Source organism: Streptomyces sp. NPDC088124 (assembly GCF_040685895.1).
Taxonomy (GTDB): domain Bacteria; phylum Actinomycetota; class Actinomycetes; order Streptomycetales; family Streptomycetaceae; genus Streptomyces.
This window is the reverse complement of record NZ_JBFBJB010000008.1, coordinates 200,560-218,125: the sequence shown is the minus strand read 5'-3', so window position 1 is coordinate 218,125 and position 17,566 is coordinate 200,560. Positions and strand designations below refer to the sequence as shown.

The 17,566-nt window shown below is 71.6% G+C and carries 13 protein-coding genes; 12 read left to right on the top strand and 1 reads right to left on the bottom strand.

All coding sequences use genetic code 11. The features are described 5' to 3' along the window. Positions 1-411 precede the first annotated feature (411 nt). Positions 412-3,435 carry a family 16 glycoside hydrolase gene (locus tag AB0P17_RS09450; protein ID WP_365809116.1) on the top strand — a complete coding sequence of 1,008 codons (3,024 nt, stop codon included), beginning with the start codon at positions 412-414 and terminating at the stop codon, positions 3,433-3,435. Between the two features lie 83 nt (positions 3,436-3,518). On the opposite strand, the gene map is transcribed toward AB0P17_RS09450, so the two are convergent. Continuing rightward, entirely contained in the window at positions 3,519-4,286 is a 768-nt protein-coding gene (map, locus tag AB0P17_RS09445) for a type I methionyl aminopeptidase (RefSeq protein ID WP_365809114.1), read from the bottom strand. Positions 4,287-4,349: 63 nt separating this feature from the next. Here map and AB0P17_RS09440 point away from each other — a divergent pair, with 63 nt between their 5' ends. The 11 genes from AB0P17_RS09440 (at position 4,350) to AB0P17_RS09390 (ending at position 17,495) form a co-directional block, all read left to right on the top strand. Continuing rightward, entirely contained in the window at positions 4,350-4,610 is a 261-nt protein-coding gene (locus AB0P17_RS09440) for a helix-turn-helix transcriptional regulator (protein WP_365809113.1), read from the top strand. Between the two features lie 42 nt (positions 4,611-4,652). After that, positions 4,653-5,036 (top strand): PPOX class F420-dependent oxidoreductase, encoded by a 384-nt coding sequence (locus AB0P17_RS09435; RefSeq protein WP_365809111.1) that lies wholly within the window; start codon positions 4,653-4,655, stop codon positions 5,034-5,036. 121 nt (positions 5,037-5,157) lie between these two features. Beyond that, positions 5,158-6,789 carry a UL36 very large tegument protein gene (locus AB0P17_RS09430; RefSeq protein ID WP_365809109.1) on the top strand — a complete coding sequence of 544 codons (1,632 nt, stop codon included), beginning with the start codon at positions 5,158-5,160 and terminating at the stop codon, positions 6,787-6,789. A gap of 206 nt (positions 6,790-6,995) precedes the next feature. Next, positions 6,996-7,838: a nitrilase-related carbon-nitrogen hydrolase gene (locus AB0P17_RS09425; RefSeq protein ID WP_365809107.1), complete on the top strand. Its 843-nt coding sequence runs from the start codon at positions 6,996-6,998 to the stop codon at positions 7,836-7,838. Beyond that, the gene (locus AB0P17_RS09420) at positions 7,835-9,115 is read left to right on the top strand and encodes an aspartate aminotransferase family protein (RefSeq protein WP_365809105.1); all 1,281 of its coding nucleotides are present in this window, start codon (positions 7,835-7,837) and stop codon (positions 9,113-9,115) included. The genes AB0P17_RS09425 and AB0P17_RS09420 overlap by 4 nt, the downstream gene beginning before the upstream one ends. Positions 9,116-9,231: 116 nt before the next feature. Then, a complete protein-coding gene (hydA, locus tag AB0P17_RS09415; protein WP_365809103.1) occupies positions 9,232-10,635 on the top strand; it encodes a dihydropyrimidinase in 1,404 nt (467 codons plus the stop codon). Positions 10,636-10,652: 17 nt separating this feature from the next. Then, positions 10,653-11,654, top strand: coding sequence for a TIGR03842 family LLM class F420-dependent oxidoreductase (locus AB0P17_RS09410; RefSeq protein WP_365809102.1), 1,002 nt, complete (start codon positions 10,653-10,655; stop codon positions 11,652-11,654). Between the two features lie 78 nt (positions 11,655-11,732). Further along, positions 11,733-13,280 (top strand): NCS1 family nucleobase:cation symporter-1, encoded by a 1,548-nt coding sequence (locus tag AB0P17_RS09405; protein WP_365809101.1) that lies wholly within the window; start codon positions 11,733-11,735, stop codon positions 13,278-13,280. Positions 13,281-13,346: 66 nt separating this feature from the next. Further along, on the top strand, positions 13,347-14,693 hold the full coding sequence (locus AB0P17_RS09400) for a 6-phospho-beta-glucosidase (RefSeq protein ID WP_365809099.1): 1,347 nt from the start codon (positions 13,347-13,349) through the stop codon (positions 14,691-14,693). Between the two features lie 244 nt (positions 14,694-14,937). Continuing rightward, positions 14,938-16,545, top strand: coding sequence for an ABC transporter substrate-binding protein (locus AB0P17_RS09395; protein ID WP_365809097.1), 1,608 nt, complete (start codon positions 14,938-14,940; stop codon positions 16,543-16,545). Next, on the top strand, positions 16,542-17,495 hold the full coding sequence (locus tag AB0P17_RS09390) for an ABC transporter permease (protein ID WP_365809095.1): 954 nt from the start codon (positions 16,542-16,544) through the stop codon (positions 17,493-17,495). Before AB0P17_RS09395 ends, AB0P17_RS09390 begins: the two co-directional genes overlap by 4 nt. Positions 17,496-17,566 lie beyond the last annotated feature (71 nt).

The following is a 17,566-nucleotide window of genomic DNA, read 5'->3' as shown; positions in this document are numbered from 1 at the left end:
GAAAGGAGCGCGGCCGTGGACCGGGAGCGCCCTGTGATCGCCGTTCTGACCTCGGGCGTGGCGCTGGGCGTCCATGTGCCGGCGGCGGATCGGGGTGGCGGCACCGTCCGCACCGAGCGCCCCGCGAGTTTCAACTCATCGAGGACAAAGTGTGGACGGTTCCCTGCACTCTTCGTACGCTGGGCGTCGCTCCTGTGCCCCTCCCGGCAAGCTCTGCCCCGTCACGCCGCCCAGCACGCACGCTCGCGGCGTTGGCCAATAGCCCTGGTAGCTCCGCTACAAGGGCTTCCGGCCGCCTTGCGATCGCACGCGCTGGACGACGCTCCTCCGGGGCAGACATTGCCGATCGCGGCACCGCACGGAAGGTCCGTCCCCGGCCGCGCTGCCTCGCAGCGCACAGCAGGAGGAAGAGTGACGCCCCGCACGCACCAGAGCGCCCCCAGCCATCGCCGTAGCCCCCGAAGACTCGCCGGGCTGTTCCTCGCGGCGCTTCTCACCGGCGGTCTCACGGCGCCGGCCGCCGAGGCGGAGGAGAGACCCTTCGGGGATCTGCCGCCCCAGGAACCCGGGGTCACCCTCCGGGTCTTCGACATCCAGTCCCCGCTGAGCAAGCTGTGCGACCTCAAGCCCGCCCAGACCCCCAACGTCGACAAGCTGATCCCCACCGTCGACTGGTCCTCCACCGAGGGCTTCGGTTTCAACGACAACTTCGTCTCGCAGATCATCGGCAACATCAACGTCCCCGCGGACGGCACCTACGCCTTCCGCCTGATCAGCGACGACGGCTCCCGGCTCTTCATCGGTGACAAGAAGGTCATCGACCACGACGGGCTGCACGGCGCCGAGCCCAAGGACGGCGAGATCTCCCTGCTCCCCGGCTACCACCCCCTGCGGATCGACCACTTCGACCGGGCCGGCGAACAGCAGGTCACCCTCCAGTGGAAGCCGCCGGGCGCGGACTCCTTCACCCTCGTCCCGAACTCCGTGCTCAGCACCGACGCCGGCGTCGTACGGGTCACCGCCCCCGGCCGCAAGGAGTGCGAGGGGACGTACGACACCCCCGGTGACGGCCTCCCGCTGACCTCGGTCAACCCCGGCTACACCCTGACCGATCTGCGCCCGGAGGGCTTCGAGCCGCAGGTCTCCGCCATGGACTGGCTGCCGGGCGGCCGGCTCGCCGTGACCACCTGGGGCGGCAGCACCAAGACGGAAGGGGCGGTGTACGTCCTCGACAACGTGACGGGGGACACCGGTCCGGAGAAGGTCACGTACACGAAGATCGCCGGCGGCCTCAAGGAGCCGATGGGGATCAAGTACGTCGACGGAAAGCTGTACGTCTCCGAGAAGCACCAGCTGACCGAGTTGTCCGACACCAAGGGTGACAACTCCCCGGACGAGATCCGCAAGATCGCCGAGTGGCCGTACGGGGGCAACTTCCACGAGTTCGCCTTCGGACTGCTCTACGAGGACGGGAACTTCTATCTGAACCTGTCCGTCGCCATCAACCAGGGCGGCGCGACGACCAACCCGCAGCCCGCCCCCAACCGCGGCACCACCGTCAAGGTGAACAGGAAGACCGGGAAGGTCAGTTACCTGGCCGGCGGCCTCCGCACACCGAACGGGATCGGCCGGGGCCCGGGAGACGAGCTGTTCGTCACCGACAACCAGGGCGGCTGGCTGCCCGCCTCCAAGCTGCTCCACGTCAAGAAGGACCGGTTCTTCAACCACTACACCAACCCGGACGGCCCGTTCGACGACCGTACGGTCACCAAGCCGGTGCTCTGGCTGCCGCAGAACGAGATAGCCAACTCGCCCAGCACCCCGATGCTGCTGAAGAAGGGGCCCTTCGCCGGGCAGATGCTCTTCGGCGACGTCACCTACGGCGGCATCCAGCGCGCCGACCTGGAGAAGGTGAAGGGCGAGTACCAGGGCGCGGTGTTCCGGCACACCCAGGGCCTGGAAGCGGGCATCACCCGGATCAGCACCGGCCCGGACGGCGCGATCTACGCGGGCGGTCTCGGCGCCGAGGGCAACTGGGGCCAGGAGGGCAAGCTCCGCTTCGGCCTGCAGAAACTCACGCCGAACGGCAAGACCGCCTTCGACATCAAGACCATGCGCGCCACCCGCGACGGCTTCGAACTCACCTACACCAAGCCCCTGTCGGAGGAGACGGCCGCACGACTGGCCGACGGCGCCTACTCCGTCGAGCAGTGGCGCTACGTCCCCACCCCGGCGTACGGGGGCCCCAAGATCGACGAAGAGGTCCTGCCCGTCGAGGCCGCCCGGCTCTCCGACGACCGGCGCACGGTACGGCTCACCATCCCGGGCCTGAAGACCGACCGGGTGGTGCACCTCCGCTCGCCGCGCCCGTTCGCCTCGGACACGGGTGAGCAGCTCTGGTCCACCGAGGCCTGGTACACACTGAACGCCCGCCCGGGCCCCGAGCAGCCCGTCACCTCGTACGACGCCGAGTCGGCGCGGCTCTCCGGCGGGGCGGACATCGACACCGAGCACGCCGGGTACACCGGTGGCGGCTTCGTGGACGGCTTCGGCACCCAGGGCGCCACCGCCACCTTCGAGATCGGCGCACCCGCGAAGGGCGACTACGACGTGGCACTGCGCTACGCCAACGGCCCCAACCCCTTCACCGGGACCAAGACCATCGGTGTCGCCGTCAACGACGGGCCGGCGCGACAGACCAGCCTCCCCTCCACCGGCGCCTGGAACCGCTGGTCCACGCAGACGGAGCGGTTCACCCTGAACAAGGGCCGCAACACCGTCACCTACACGTACCGGCCCGAGGACACCGGCCACGTCAACCTCGACATGATCGAGGTGCGCAAGGCGGGCAGCCGTATCGACCTGTTCTCCGGCGGCAGCGTCTCCACCGCCTGGCAGCACACCGACGGCCGCAGTGTCGAATGGCCGCGCACCGCCGAGAACTCCATCGAGGTGTGCTGCGGGGACATCCGCACCAAACAGTCCTTCCGTGACTTCAGGCTGCACGCCGAATTCCGGGTGCCGAAGCTGCCGGACGACGTCACGGGACAGGACCGCGGCAACAGCGGCGTCTACCTCCAGGAGCGGTACGAGATCCAGATCCTGGACTCGTACGGTGTGGAGAAACTGGCGATGAACGAGGCCGGGGCCATCTACAACAAGAAGGCCGCGGACCTGAACGCCGGCACACCGCCGGAAACCTGGCAGACCTACGACATCGTCTTCCGCGCGGTCCGTTTCGACGCCGAGGGCCGGAAGACCGAGGACGCCAGGATCACCGTGGAGTGGAACGGCCGTACGGTCCACGACAAGGTGGCGGTGAACGGGCCGACCGGCTCCGGCGACGCCGAGTCGGCCGCGGCGGGTGCGATCCGGCTCCAGGACCACGGCAACAAGGTGCGCTTCAGGAACGTCTGGATCGAACCGATGAACTGACCTGCGGTGCGGGGGAGTTGACGGAACGACGCGGTGGACGTCCGGTGCGGGGCCGGACGTCCGGCGCGGCGGGCGCGGGTGTCTCAGAGCGCCGTCAGGATCCGGGGGCCCTCGTCGGTGATCGCCACCGTGTGCTCCGCGTGGGAGGCACGGCTGGAGTCGAGGGTGCGGACCGTCCAGCCGTCGCGGGCCGTGTAACTGCGGTCCGTTCCGCTGCCCGTCAGCATCGGCTCGATCGCCAGCACCATGCCGTGGCGCAGCCGCAGGCCGCGACCCGGGCGTCCCTCGTTGGGGACGCCCGGGTCCTCGTGCATGGTGCGGCCCACGCCATGGCCGCCGAAGCCGTGGGGGATGCCGTACCCCGCCGCGCGGCAGACCCGGCCGATCGCGTGCGCGATGTCGCCGATCCGGTTGCCGACCCGGGCCGCGGCGATGCCCGCCTCCAGCGCCTCGTACGACGCGTCGATCAGCCGGAGGTCGTCCGGGCGGGCGCGGCCGACCGTGAAGCTGACCGCCGCGTCCCCCACCCAGCCGTCGAGGACCGCGCCGCAGTCGATCGACACGAGGTCGCCGTCGACCAGCCGGTAGGAGCCGGGGATGCCGTGCACGATCGCGTCGTTGACGGAGGCGCAGATGACGGCGGGGAAGGGGGTGGGTGCCCAGTGGGGGTGATAGTCGAGGAAGGGGGAGCCGGCCCCCGCCTCGCGCAGCACGGCGTGGGCGGTCTCGTCGAGGGCGCGCAGTGAGACCCCGACGGCGGCGGCCTCGCGTACGGCCGTCAGTGCCTGGGCGACGACTCGGCCCGCTGCCCGCATGGCGTCCAGGGACGCATCGGTTTTGATCTCCACCATTCCAATAACTTTACCGGTCGGCGGGGTGTGCGGGAATCGCCGGGGCGGTATTACAATGACGCAATGGTGCGAACCCCCCTCACCCCGGAAGAGCGTGAGCGCGGCGAACGGCTCGGCCGTCTGCTCCGCGAGGCGCGCGGCTCACGGAGCATGGTGGAGGTCGCCGCCGTCGCCGGGCTCTCCGCGGAGACGCTGCGCAAGATCGAGACCGGCCGGGCCCCGACGCCCGCCTTCTTCACGGTGGCCGCGCTGGCCGGAGCGCTGGGCCTCTCCATGGACCGGATCGCCGAGAGCTGCGCGCTGGTGTCGCTGCCGGCGGCCTGAGGCCGTGGCCGGGGCGGTGTCCCCTCGCGTACGCTCGCGTGCGTGACGACCCTTGATGAGCTCGGCCGCAGCCGCTATGTCAGTCTCACCACCTACCGCAAGGACGGGACGGGCGTCGCCACCCCCGTCTGGCATGCCGTGGACGGGGGTGAGCTGTTCGTCTGGACCCGGTCCGACTCCTGGAAGGTCAAGCGGATCCGCGACAACCCCCGCGCCGTGGTCACCCCGTGCACGGTACGCGGACGGATCGCCCCGGGCGCGCCGAGCGCCGAGGGGACGGCGCGGCTGCTCGACGGGGCGGATCTGGAGCGGGTCAGGCGGCTCCTCGCCCGCAAGTACACCTGGCAGTTCTGGCTGACCGACTGGCCCGCCATGGTCGTACGGCGCGGCAAGCGGCCGCACACCGGGATCGCCGTCACGTTCTGACGTCCCGCCGCTGAGGGCATCGCACCCTCCCGGAAAACTGTCTGTATTCGTCCTGTAACACGGCTGGGGTCGAATGCCTCGGACCGGAGAGTCCTCTCCGGGCGGGAGGGGCGGGACAGCGATGGCGGTGCGGCAACTCCCGGTGGAGATCGGGACGTTCGCTCGGTACTTAAAGGATCTGACGACGCTGCTCGACCCAGGCGCCGGCTGGTACGGAGTCTTCCTCCACCGCGACCCCGAGGGGCTGCGGGCCTGCCTCGGCGGTGCCGAGATCCCGCCGTGGGACGTGGTGGAGTCGCTGCTCCAGGACTTCGCGGCCGGACGCGACACGCATTCCGTCGACGCGACCGCCGAGGCCGGGCGGGCCCGGCGGCTCCACACCGCCTCCGCCCTGGCGTACGACCGGCTCCCCGGCAACGGCGCGGCGCTCGCGGAGCGGCTGCGGCTGATGGACCGTGAGCGGACCGCCGCGGCGGGCCGGGCCGAGGAGCTGGTCCGGCTGCTCCGCACCACCCCCGAGGGCGCGCCGGGCGAGCAGCAGCTCACCCACGATCTCGCGTGGGTCCGCGACGACCTCGCCCGCGCCACCGCCCGCTGCGCCGAACTCCGCGCCAGGATCACGGCGTTGCCGGCACCGGCGGCGGATCCGGGCGCGGACACCGGCATGGGCGAAGGCACCGGCAACGGCATGCGTACGGACGCGGATCCGGGCGTCGGCGCCGATCCGGACACCGGTGCGGATCCGGGCGCGTACGGTCGTGAACCGGCGGCCCGCGGCGATGCGTCCGGCCGGACCGAGCGGGGCCGGACACGTTGGGGCGGCCGCCGCCGCACCGACGGGACGGCCCCGGGCCCCGGCACCGCCGGGGAGGGCGCGGGCCCCGGCACCGCCGGGAGTCGGGCCGAGCCCCCGAGGAAGAAGCGCAAGCCGCGGGGCGCCCGCTTCGCCGGGCTTGAGATCGACGAGGCTTACGAGGCCTCCGAGGCTTACGAGGCCTCCGAGGCCGCCTATGAGCCCTACGGGTCCGGCCATGCCGATGAGGCCCATGACACCGACGGGGCCCGGCGGGCCGAGCAGCCGCCGCCCGCGACCGTCCTCCCGGCGCCGCCGCCCGCCGCGTACGCCACTCCGCGTGGCGCCCGGTTCGGCGGCGCGCCCGTCGCCGCGCCGCGTACCGCGTCCGCCGGGCCCGCGGCGTCGCCGTCGGCCTCGCCCTCGCCGGAGGACCGGCGCGCCGCCGACCGGATCGTCGGCGCGCTGCGCAGGCTGCGCGCCGAGGGGCGGACGGGTGAGGCGCACGTCGTGCTCTGCGAGGCCGCGGGCAGCCCGCCGGAGCAGCTGCCCCTGCTCGCCGCCGAGCTGCGCCGCGCCGGGCTCGGCGCCGACTGGGCCGAACTCCTCTGGGAGGCCGCCTTCCTGCCGCCCGCGCAACTCGCCGCGGCGGCCGGGGCGCTCGCCGCCGCCGGGCGCGACGACGACTGCGGTCAGCTGCTGCGCCAGGGCGTCTCGCGGCCGGCCGAGGAGATCACCGACGCCGTGCTCGCGCTGGACGAGGCGGGCCGCGCACCCGAGGCGCGGGCACTGCTCAGCGCGTTCGTACAGGCGCGTCCGCCGGCGGACTCCGCGCTCGTCGCCGCACCCGATCCGCGCCGGCTCGTCCCGCGCCTTCTCGACGCGGCGCGCGCCGTGTCGGCCTCCCGTGAGCGCGATGTGGTGCATGCTCTGCGGGTGGCGGGAATCGCGGCAGGCTGAGATCCGGTCGGCCCGCTTCCGGCCGGGCTGACCGGTGTCGACCGCTCGGGTGTGAAACAGACTCGACTCTGCGGGTTAACGACGATGGTCTTGCCCCCGTGTGAACCGGGGCTTACGTTCTCCTCCTACGCAGATCTACGTGCGTAGAGCTGACCGAAGCAGCTGACCGAGGCAGCTGACCGGAGCATCCGCCGAAGGAGCAGCTCGTGGCCCGAGTCGTACGCGCCGCACTCGTCCAGGCGACCTGGACGGGCGACACCGAATCCATGATCGCCAAGCATGAGGAGCACGCCCGCGAGGCGGCCCGGCAGGGCGCGGAGATCATCGGATTCCAGGAAGTCTTCAACGCCCCCTACTTCTGCCAGGTGCAGGAGCCCGAGCACTACCGCTGGGCCGAGCCCGTCCCGGACGGTCCGACCGTCACCAGGATGCGCGAGCTGGCCCGGGAGACCGGGATGGTCGTGGTGGTCCCGGTCTTCGAGATCGAGCAGTCCGGCTTCTACTACAACACCGCGGCGGTGATCGACGCCGACGGCTCGTACCTCGGCAAGTACCGCAAGCACCACATTCCGCAGGTCAAGGGGTTCTGGGAGAAGTACTACTTCAAGCCCGGCAACGCCGGCTGGCCCGTCTTCGACACCGCCGTCGGCAAGGTCGGCGTCTACATCTGCTACGACCGCCACTTCCCCGAGGGATGGCGCCAGCTCGGCCTGAACGGCGCCGAGATCGTGTACAACCCGTCGGCCACCTCGCGCGGTCTCTCCAGCTACCTCTGGCAGCTCGAACAGCCCGCCGCCGCCGTCGCCAACGAGTACTTCATCGCCGCGATCAACCGGGTGGGCCAGGAGGAGTACGGCGACAACGACTTCTACGGCACGAGCTACTTCGTCGACCCGCGTGGCCAGTTCGTCGGGGAGCCCGCGAGCGACAAGGCCGAGGAACTGGTCGTACGCGACCTGGACTTCGCGCTGATCGAGGAGGTGCGCCAACAGTGGGCGTTCTACCGCGACCGGCGGCCCGACGCGTACGAGGGGCTGGTGCGGCCGTGAGCGACCTCCACGACCGGCACCGCGCCGTCCTGCCCGACTGGCTCGCGCTCTACTACGACGAGCCGATCGAGATCACCCACGGCGAGGGCCGCCATGTCTGGGACACGGAGGGCAACCGCTACCTCGACTTCTTCGGCGGCATCCTCACCACGATGACCGCCCACGCGCTCCCCGAGGTCACCAAGGCGGTGACCGAGCAGGCGGGCCGGATCATCCACTCCTCCACGCTCTACCTCAACCGCCCGATGGTCGAACTCGCCGAGCGCATCGCGGCGTTGTCGGGAATCCCGGACGCCCGGGTCTTCTTCACCACCTCCGGCACCGAGGCCAACGACACCGCGCTGATGCTGGCGACCGCCCACCGCGGCTCGAACCAGGTCCTCGCGATGCGCAACAGCTACCACGGCCGGTCCTTCTCGACCGTCGCCGTCACCGGCAACCGAGGCTGGTCGCCCACCGGGCTCTCCCCGCTCCAGACGCTCTACGTGCACGGCGGCGTCCGCAACCGAGGCCCGTACGCGGGGCTCACCGACGAGCGGTTCATCGAGGCGTGCGTCGCCGACCTGGAGGACCTGCTCGGCCACGTCCGTACGCCCGCCGCGCTGATCGCCGAACCGGTGCAGGGCGTCGGCGGGTTCACCGCCCCGCCGGACGGTCTGTACGCCGCCTTCCGCGAAGTCCTCGACCGGCACGGCATCCTGTGGATCAGCGACGAGGTGCAGACCGGCTGGGGCCGCACCGGCGACCACTTCTGGGGCTGGCAGGCGCACGCCGGGAACGGCCCGCCGGACCTGCTCACCTTCGCCAAGGGCATCGGCAACGGCATGTCCATCGGGGGCGTCGTCGCCCGTGCCGACATCATGAACTGCCTGGACGCCAACTCCATTTCGACCTTCGGCGGCAGCCCCGTCACCATGGCGGCGGGCCTCGCCAACCTCTCGTACCTCCAGGAGCACGACCTCCAGGGCAACGCCCGCCGGGTCGGCGGCCTGCTCATCGAGCGGCTGCGGGCCATCGGCGCGGGCGTCGACTCCGTACGCGAGGTACGCGGCAGGGGGCTGATGATCGGCATCGAGCTGATCAACCCGGTGACCGGGGAGGCGGCGCCGCGCACGGCCTCGGCCGTCCTGGAGGCGGCCCGCGAGGGCGGGCTGCTGATCGGCAAGGGCGGCGGCCATCACACCAGCGTGCTGCGGATCGCCCCGCCCCTCTCGCTGACCGTCGCCGAGGCGGAAGAAGGCGCCGCGATCCTGGAACTGGCCCTGCGGAGCGCCTGATCCGGCGCTCCCCCCGGCCGCGTACGCCCCGGTCCTTCCCGGTCCGGACCGGGTCGTACGCGGCCGGCCCGCACCCCGCCCCCTCCACCGACCGTACGAAAGGGAGCGCCACCACCATGAGCAGCACCCGCACCCTGATCCGCGGCGGGCTCGTCGTCACCGCCGCCGACGAGACCCACGCCGATGTCCTGATCGAGGACAGCAGGATCGTCGCCCTCGCCGCGAGCGGCTCCGACGTGGCCGAGGGCTGGACCGCCGGCCGTACGATCGACGCCACCGGCAAGTACGTCATCCCGGGCGGTGTCGACGCGCACACCCACATGGAGATGCCGTTCGGCGGCACCTTCGCCGCCGACACCTTCGGGACCGGCACCCGGGCCGCCGCCTGGGGCGGCACCACCACCATCGTGGACTTCGCCATCCAGTCCCCGGGCCAGTCGCTGCGCGCCGGGCTCGACGCCTGGTTCGCCAAGGCCGACGGCAACTGCGCCATCGACTACGGCTTCCACATGATCATGGCGGACGTGAACGAGAGCTCCCTCAAGGAGATGGATCTCCTCGTCCAGGAGGGCGTCACCAGCTTCAAGCTGTTCATGGCCTATCCGGGCGTCTTCTACAGCGACGACGGCCAGATCCTGCGGGCCATGCAGCGCGCCTCGCACAACGGCGGGCTGATCATGATGCACGCCGAGAACGGCATCGCCATCGACGTCCTCGTCGAACAGGCCTTGGCCGCCGGCCACACCGACCCCCGCTACCACGGCGAGGTACGCAAGGTCCTGCTGGAGGCCGAGGCCACCCACCGGGCCATCCAGCTCGCGCGGGTCGCGGACGCGCCGCTCTACGTCGTCCATGTCTCCGCCGAGGAGGCCGTCGCCGAACTGGCCGCCGCCCGGGACAAGGGGCTGCCCGTCTTCGGCGAGACCTGCCCGCAGTACCTCTTCCTCTCCACCGACAACCTGGCGGAACCGGACTTCGAGGGCGCCAAGTACGTGTGCTCCACCCCGCTGCGGCCCAAGGAGCACCAGGCGGCCCTGTGGCGGGGGCTGCGCACCGACGACCTCCAGGTGGTCTCCACGGACCACTGCCCGTTCTGCTTCTCCGGGCAGAAGGAGATGGGCCGCGGCGACTTCTCCAAGATCCCCAACGGGCTGCCCGGCGTGGAGAACCGCATGGACCTGCTCCACCAGGCCGTGGTCGACGGGCACATCACCCGGCGCCGCTGGATCGACATCGCCTGCGCCGCGCCGGCCCGGATGTTCGGCCTCTACCCCCGCAAGGGCACCATCGCGCCGGGCGCCGACGCGGACGTCGTCATCTACGACCCGGGCACCGAGCAGACCGTGTCCGCCGAGACCCACCACATGGACGTGGACTACTCCGCGTACGAGGGCAAGCGCCTCACCGGCCGGGTCGAGACGGTGCTCTCGCGAGGTGAACTCGTCATCGACCGGCGGCAGTTCACCGGACGGGCCGGACACGGCCAGTACACCCCCCGCGCCCTCTGCCAGTACCTCTGAACCCGGGAGCGACCGCCATGGACTTCGGACTCGTCCTCCAGACCGACCCGCCCTCCTCCGACGTCGTCGATCTCATGCGGCGCGCGGAGGGCAACGGCTTCCGGTACGGCTGGACCTTCGACTCGGCCGTGCTCTGGCAGGAGCCGTTCGTCATCTACAGCCGCATCCTGGAACACACCACCACCCTGACCGTGGGCCCCATGGTCACCAACCCGTCCACCCGGACCTGGGAGGTGACCGCCTCCACCTTCGCCACACTCAACGAGATGTACGGCAATCGCACCGTGTGCGGTATCGGCCGCGGCGACTCGGCGATGCGCGTCGCGGGCCGCAAGCCCAACACCCTCGCCACCCTCGGCGAGTCGATCGGGGTCATCCGCGATCTGGCCGAGGGCCGCGAGGCCACCGTCGACGGCAGCACCCTGCGGCTGCCCTGGGTCCGGGACGGGAAACTGCCGGTGTGGATGGCGGCGTACGGGCCCAAGGCGCTCGCGCTCGCCGGACGGAAGGCCGACGGCTTCATCCTCCAGCTCGCCGACCCGTTCCTCACCGAGTGGATGGTCAAGGCCGTCCGCACCGCGGCCTCCGACGCCGGACGGGACCCGGACGCGATCACCATCTGTGTCGCCGCGCCCGCCTACGTGAGCGACGACCTCACCCACGCGCGGGAGCAGTGCCGGTGGTTCGGCGGGATGGTCGGCAACCACGTCGCCGACCTCGTCGCGCGCTACGGGGAGCACTCCGGGCTCGTACCGGACGCGCTGACCACGTACATCAAGGCGCGCGAGGGGTACGACTACAGCCACCACGGCCGGACGGGCAACCCGTCCGCGGACTTCGTCCCCGACGAGATCGTGGACCGCTTCTGTCTGCTCGGTCCCGCCGAGGCGCACATCGAGAAGCTGAAGGCGCTGCGCGCGCTCGGCGTCGACCAGTTCGCCGTCTACGACATGCACGACGCGAAGGAGGCGGTGATCGACGCGTACGGCGCCGAGATCATCCCGGCGCTCCAGGACTGATCCCCCGGTCGACCCGCGCCCCGCACGGCCTCGTTCGACGTCCCCGACACCCGCCCTCGAACGAAGGGTTCCGCCGCCATGACCGCGACCGTACCGCCCGCTCCCTCCGCCGAAGGACCGATAGGCGACCCTCGGGGCCGCGTCGAGCTGCCGCCCGGCGCGCTCCCCGAGGACAGCCGCTTCGTCAACGCCGATCTGCTGCCCGTCCCGGTGGCGGGGCGCCGCTGGACGACGTACAACTTCGCCGCCCTGTGGATCGGCATGGCGCACAACATCCCGTCCTGGCTGCTCGCGTCCGGCCTGGTCACCCTGGGCATGGACTGGAAGCAGGCGGTCCTCACCATCGCCCTGGCCAATGTGATCGTGCTCCTCCCGATGCTGCTGACGGGGCACGCGGGACCCAAGTACGGCATCCCCTTCCCGGTGCTCGCCCGCGCCTCCTTCGGGCTGCGCGGCGCCAACCTGCCCGCGCTGATCCGCGCCGCCGTCGCCTGCGCGTGGTTCGGGATCCAGACCTGGATCGGCGGGCAGGGCATCTTCGTGCTGCTCGGCAAGATCTTCGGCGGCTGGACGGACGCGTCCCGGATCGGCGGCCAGCCCTGGACGCTCTGGCTCTGCTTCCTGCTCTTCTGGGCACTCGAACTCGCCATCATCTACCGGGGGATGGACACTCTGCGGCGGTTCGAGAACTGGGCGGCGCCCTTCGTGATCGTCGGCGCGCTGGTGCTGCTGGTCTGGATCACCGTCAAGGCGGGCGGCCTCGGCCCGCTGCTCGACCAGCCGTCCGAGCTGGGCTGGGGCGCCGAGTTCTGGCCCGTCTTCTTCCCGTCCCTGATGGGGATGATCGCCTTCTGGTCCACCCTGTCGCTGAACATCCCCGACTTCACCCGGTTCGGCGCGGGCCAGCGCGCCCAGATCCGGGGCCAGGCGCTCGGACTGCCCACGACGATGACGCTCTTCGCGCTGCTCTCGGTCTTCGTCACCTCCGGGTCGCAGGCGGTGTACGGCGCCGCCGTCTGGGACCCGGTCGAGCTGGCGGCGAAGACGGACAACGTCTTCGGACTGGTCTTCGCGCTGGTGACCGTGCTGGTCGCGACCATCTCGGTGAACATCGCCGCCAATGTCGTCTCACCGGCCTACGACCTCGCCAACCTCGCCCCGAAACGCATCAACTTCCGTACCGGCGCGCTGATCACGGGCGTCATCGGCGTCCTCGTCATGCCGTGGAAACTCACCGCCACGCCCGAGCTGTACATCTTCACCTGGCTGGGTCTGGTCGGCGGACTGCTCGGTACGGTCGCGGGCATCCTGATCGCCGACTACTGGATCGTCCGGCGCACCGTCCTCGACCTCGCCGACCTCTACCGGCCGGGCGGACGGTACTGGTACGCGGGCGGCTGGAACCCGCGGGCCGTGATCGCCTTCGTCGTCGGCGGGGTGCTGGCGGTGGGCGGCTCCCACTCCCTCCCCGGCACGGGCCCGTTCCCCGAGGACGGGCTGATCCCCCTGCTCAAGCCGCTCGCTGACTACGGCTGGGCGGTGGGGCTGGTCGCCTCGGCGGCGGTGTATCTGGTCCTGACACTGCCGTCGGGGCGTGGGGGCGCGAAGATGGTCCCGTACGAGTGACCAACGCCCCGCGAGCCCGGCCGACCGCGCCGCGCTCGCGGAGGCCGGTGTGAAAGTGGTGCAGGCGTGAAGCTGACGATTCTCGGCGGCGGCGGGTTCCGGGTCCCCCTGGTGTACGGCGCCCTCCTCGGCGACCACGCGGAGGGGCGGGTCACCCATGTCACCCTCCACGACCTGGACGCCGGCCGGCTCGGCGCCATCGCCCGCGTCCTCGCCGAACAGGCCGCGGACGTCCCCGACGCCCCCGCCGTCACCGCCACCACCGACCTCGACGAGGCGCTGCGCGGCGCCGACTTCGTCTTCTCCGCCATCCGCGTCGGCGGGCTCGAAGGACGCGCGGCCGACGAGCGGATCGCGCTGGCCGAGGGCGTCCTCGGGCAGGAGACGGTCGGCGCGGGCGGCATCGCGTACGGGCTGCGCACCGTGCCCGTCGCCGTCGACATCGCCCGGCGGGTGGCACGCCTCGCGCCGGATGCCTGGGTCATCAACTTCACCAACCCGGCCGGGCTGGTCACCGAGGCAATGTCCCGCCACCTCGGCGACCGTGTCATCGGCATCTGCGACTCGCCGGTCGGCCTGGGGCGCCGGGTCGCCCGGGTGCTCGGGGCCGACCCCGACCGCGCCTGGATCGACTACGTCGGCCTCAACCACCTGGGCTGGCTGCGCGGACTGCGCGTGGACGGCCGCGACGAACTGCCCCGGCTGCTCGGGGACCCCGACGCCCTCGGCTCGTTCGAGGAGGGCAAGCTCTTCGGCACCGACTGGCTCCGCTCGCTCGGCGCCATCCCCAACGAGTACCTGCACTACTACTACTTCAACCGCGAGGCCGTCCTCGCCTACCAGCAGGCCGAGCAGACCCGCGGCGCCTTCCTCCGCGACCAGCAGGCCCGCTTCTACGAGGAGGTGGCCCGCCCGGGCGCCCCCGCGCTGGGCACCTGGGACCGTACCCGCGCCGAGCGGGAGGCCACGTACATGGCGGAGAACCGCGAGGCCGCGGGGGCCGGCGAGCGGGACGACGACGACCTGGAGTCCGGCGGCTACGAGCAGGTCGCCCTCGCGCTGATGCGGGCCGTCGCCCGCGACGAGCGGACCACACTCATCCTCAACGTCCGCAACCGGTCCACCCTCGCGGCACTCGACGCCGACGCCGTCATCGAGGTGCCCTGTCTCGTGGACGGCAACGGCGCGCACCCCGTCACGGTCGACCCGCTGCCGTACCACGCCACCGGCCTGGTCTGCGCGGTCAAGGCGGTCGAGCGCGAGGTACTGGCCGCCGCCGAGAGCGGCTCGCGCGCCTCGGCCGTCGCGGCCTTCGCGCTGCACCCGCTGGTGGACTCGGTCGGCGTCGCGCACCGGCTGCTGGACGGCTACCGGGCCGTACACCCCGGCCTGGCCTACCTCGACCGCCGGTAGACGGGCGGGCGACCGGGCGGTAGACGGGCAGGAGACCGGGCGGGAGACAGGTGGGAGACCGGGCGGGAGGCGTCCCGTCCGGGGCGCCGTCCGAATGGGGGACGGCGCCCGAATTGCCGCGCCGGGTAACCCGATCTTCATGGAAAACACCGACGGAGCACGGGCATCGCTCTTGTCGTGGGTCTGTATGCGAAATACGGTCGTCGGTATTCCTTGATCGGCTCCTGGCGGGAGGCAGAACCTCGTGCGCCGTACACCTCTTGGGACCGCCGCCGTCGCTCTGACGGTGCTTCTTACCGGCTGCGCCTCGCTCCAGTCCTCCGCCACCGAGGTCGGCGGGGTGCGGATGACCGACGACCGGCCCGTACGCGACGGCGGCACACTCACCGTCGCCCTCAACTCGGACCCCGACAAACTCGATCCGAGCCTCGCCCAGACCCTCGTCGGGCGCACCGTCTTCGCCGGCATGTGCGAGAAGCTGTACGACATCGACCAGGACGGCACGATCGTCCCGCAGCTCGCCACCGCGCTGCCCGACGTCTCGGCGGACGGCCTGACCGTCACCGTACGGGTCCGCCGCGACGCCCGGTTCAGCGACGGCACCCGGCTCGACGCCCGCGCCGTCGTCGGCTCCCTGCTGCGCCACCGCGATCTGCCGGGCTCCGCCCGCGCCACCGAACTCGCCCCGCTGGAACGGGCCGAGGCCACCGGCCCCGACACCGTACGCATCACCCTCAAGCAGCCGTACGTGCCGCTCACCGGGGTCCTCGCCGACCGGTCGGGGATGGTCATGTCCCCGGCGGCGCTGCGGAAGTACGGCAAGGACTTCACCAACCACCCGTCCTGCGTCGGGCCGTTCCGCTTCGTCGAGCGGGTCGGCGGCGACCGGATCGTGCTCCGCAAGGACCCCCGCTACTACGACGCGGACCGCGTCCACCTCGACCGGGTGATCTACCGGCCCATCCCCGACGGCACCGTACGCCTCGCCAATCTGCGCTCCGGCGACATCCAGGTCGGCGACCAGATGGCCCCCGTCGACGTCCGTGGCGCGCTGACCGAGCCGAAGCTCCAGGTCTTCAACTCGCCGTCCCTCGGCTACCAGGGCATCGGCCTCAACGTCGGCAACGTGAAGGGGCTCGGCGAGAAGCCGGGGCCGATCGGCACCCCCCTCGCCCGGGACGTCCGGGTCCGCGAGGCGTTCGCGCTCTCCCTCGACCGGGAGCTGATCAACAAGGTCGTCTTCCAGGGCATGTACGAACCGGCCTGCGGCCCCATCTCACCCGGCTCCGCCATCGCCCCCGGCGCCCGGCCCGAGCAGTGCCCGAAACGGGACGCCGAACGGGCCAGGCGACTGCTGGCCGAGGCCGGGGTGAAGACGCCCGTACGGATGGAGCTGAAGGTCTCCACGACCCCGGAGTCCGGCAGACTGGGCCAGGTCGTCCAGGCCATGGCCAAGGAGGCGGGGTTCGCCGTCACACTGCGCCCCACCGAGTACGCCACACTGCTGGAGGAGACCGACAACGGCGCGTACGACGCCTTCACCAGCGGCTGGTCGGGCCGGCTCGACCCCGACGGCAACATCGCCAGCTTCCTCCGCACCCAGGGCGCGATGAACGCCTACGGACTCTCCGACCCCCGGATCGACGAGCTGATCGCCCGCGGCCGCACCGAAAGCGATCCCGGCGAACGGGCGGAGATCTACGAGGAGTTGACCCGCCGGGTGAACGCCGAACACGCCCTCGTCTACGTCTACCGGCAGAAGAACTACGCCGTCGCCGGCAGGACGGTCGCGGGGCTGCGGATCTACGGCGACGGGCTGGTCCGCGTCTCGACCGCCGGATACGTCCGATGACGCGCTATCTGCTCACCCGGCTGCGCCAGTCCCTGATCACCCTCTTCCTGGTCAGCGTCGTCGTCTTCGCGGGCATCAGGGCCCTGCCCGGCGACCCCGCCCTCGCCCTCGCCGGGGAGGAGCGCAGCCCCGAGGCGCTGGCCGCCGTCCGGGAGAGCTACGGACTCGACGACAACATCGTGGTCCAGTACGGGCGTTACCTCGGGCGCGCCCTCACCGGCGACCTGGGCACCTCCTCCCGCACCGGACTCCCGGTCGCCGACGCCATCACCGAGGCGCTGCCCGTCACCCTCGAACTGGCCGCGCTCTCCCTGCTGCTGGCCGTCGTCATCGGCATCGGAGCGGGGGTGGTCGCCGCCGTACGGCGCGGCCGGCCCGAGGAATGGCTCGCCAACGCCATCGCCCTGCTCGGGCTCTCCGTGCCCACCTTCTGGCTCGGCATGGTGCTGGTGCTCGCCTTCGCGGTCGCCCTGCCGGTCTTCGCCGCGTCCGGATACGTGCCGTTCACCACCGACCCGTTCGACAACCTGCGCCGGATGGTGCTCCCCTCGATCGTGCTCGGATCCGGACTCGCGGCGGTCGTGATGCGCCAGACCCGCGCCGCCATGCTCGACTCGCTCTCCGCCGACTATGTCCGTACCGCACGCGCCAAGGGACTGACGCGACGCCAGGTCATCGGCGGACACGCGCTGCGCAACTCCCTCGTCACCGTGGTAACCGTGCTCGGTCTCCAACTCGGCCATCTCATCTCCGGCGCCGTCGTCACCGAGCAGATCTTCGTCCTGCCCGGGTTCGGCAAACTCACCATCGACGCCGTCTTCACCCGCGACTACGCGACGCTGCAGGCCGTGGTGTTGTGCACCGCCACGGCGTACATCCTCATCAACCTGCTGGTCGACACGGTCTATTCGGTGATCGACCCGCGGATCAGGCTCGGAGGTGCCCGGTGACCCCATCCGTCCGTACGGCGCGCGGGCCGGCCGCCGCCGGGGCCGCGGCGGCGGTACGAGCCGCGCCGGCC

What these genes read in the sequence shown, in the direction of transcription:
- AB0P17_RS09405 (WP_365809101.1), top strand. Translation starts at nt 11,733, where the DNA reads ATGACCGCGACCGTACCGCCCGCTCCCTCCGCCGAAGGACCGATAGGC.
- AB0P17_RS09430 (WP_365809109.1), top strand. Translation starts at nt 5,158, where the DNA reads ATGGCGGTGCGGCAACTCCCGGTGGAGATCGGGACGTTCGCTCGGTAC.
- AB0P17_RS09440 (WP_365809113.1), top strand. Translation starts at nt 4,350, where the DNA reads ATGGTGCGAACCCCCCTCACCCCGGAAGAGCGTGAGCGCGGCGAACGG.
- AB0P17_RS09410 (WP_365809102.1), top strand. Translation starts at nt 10,653, where the DNA reads ATGGACTTCGGACTCGTCCTCCAGACCGACCCGCCCTCCTCCGACGTC.
- hydA (WP_365809103.1), top strand. Translation starts at nt 9,232, where the DNA reads ATGAGCAGCACCCGCACCCTGATCCGCGGCGGGCTCGTCGTCACCGCC.
- map (WP_365809114.1), bottom strand. Translation starts at nt 4,286, where the DNA reads ATGGTGGAGATCAAAACCGATGCGTCCCTGGACGCCATGCGGGCAGCG.
- AB0P17_RS09390 (WP_365809095.1), top strand. Translation starts at nt 16,542, where the DNA reads ATGACGCGCTATCTGCTCACCCGGCTGCGCCAGTCCCTGATCACCCTC.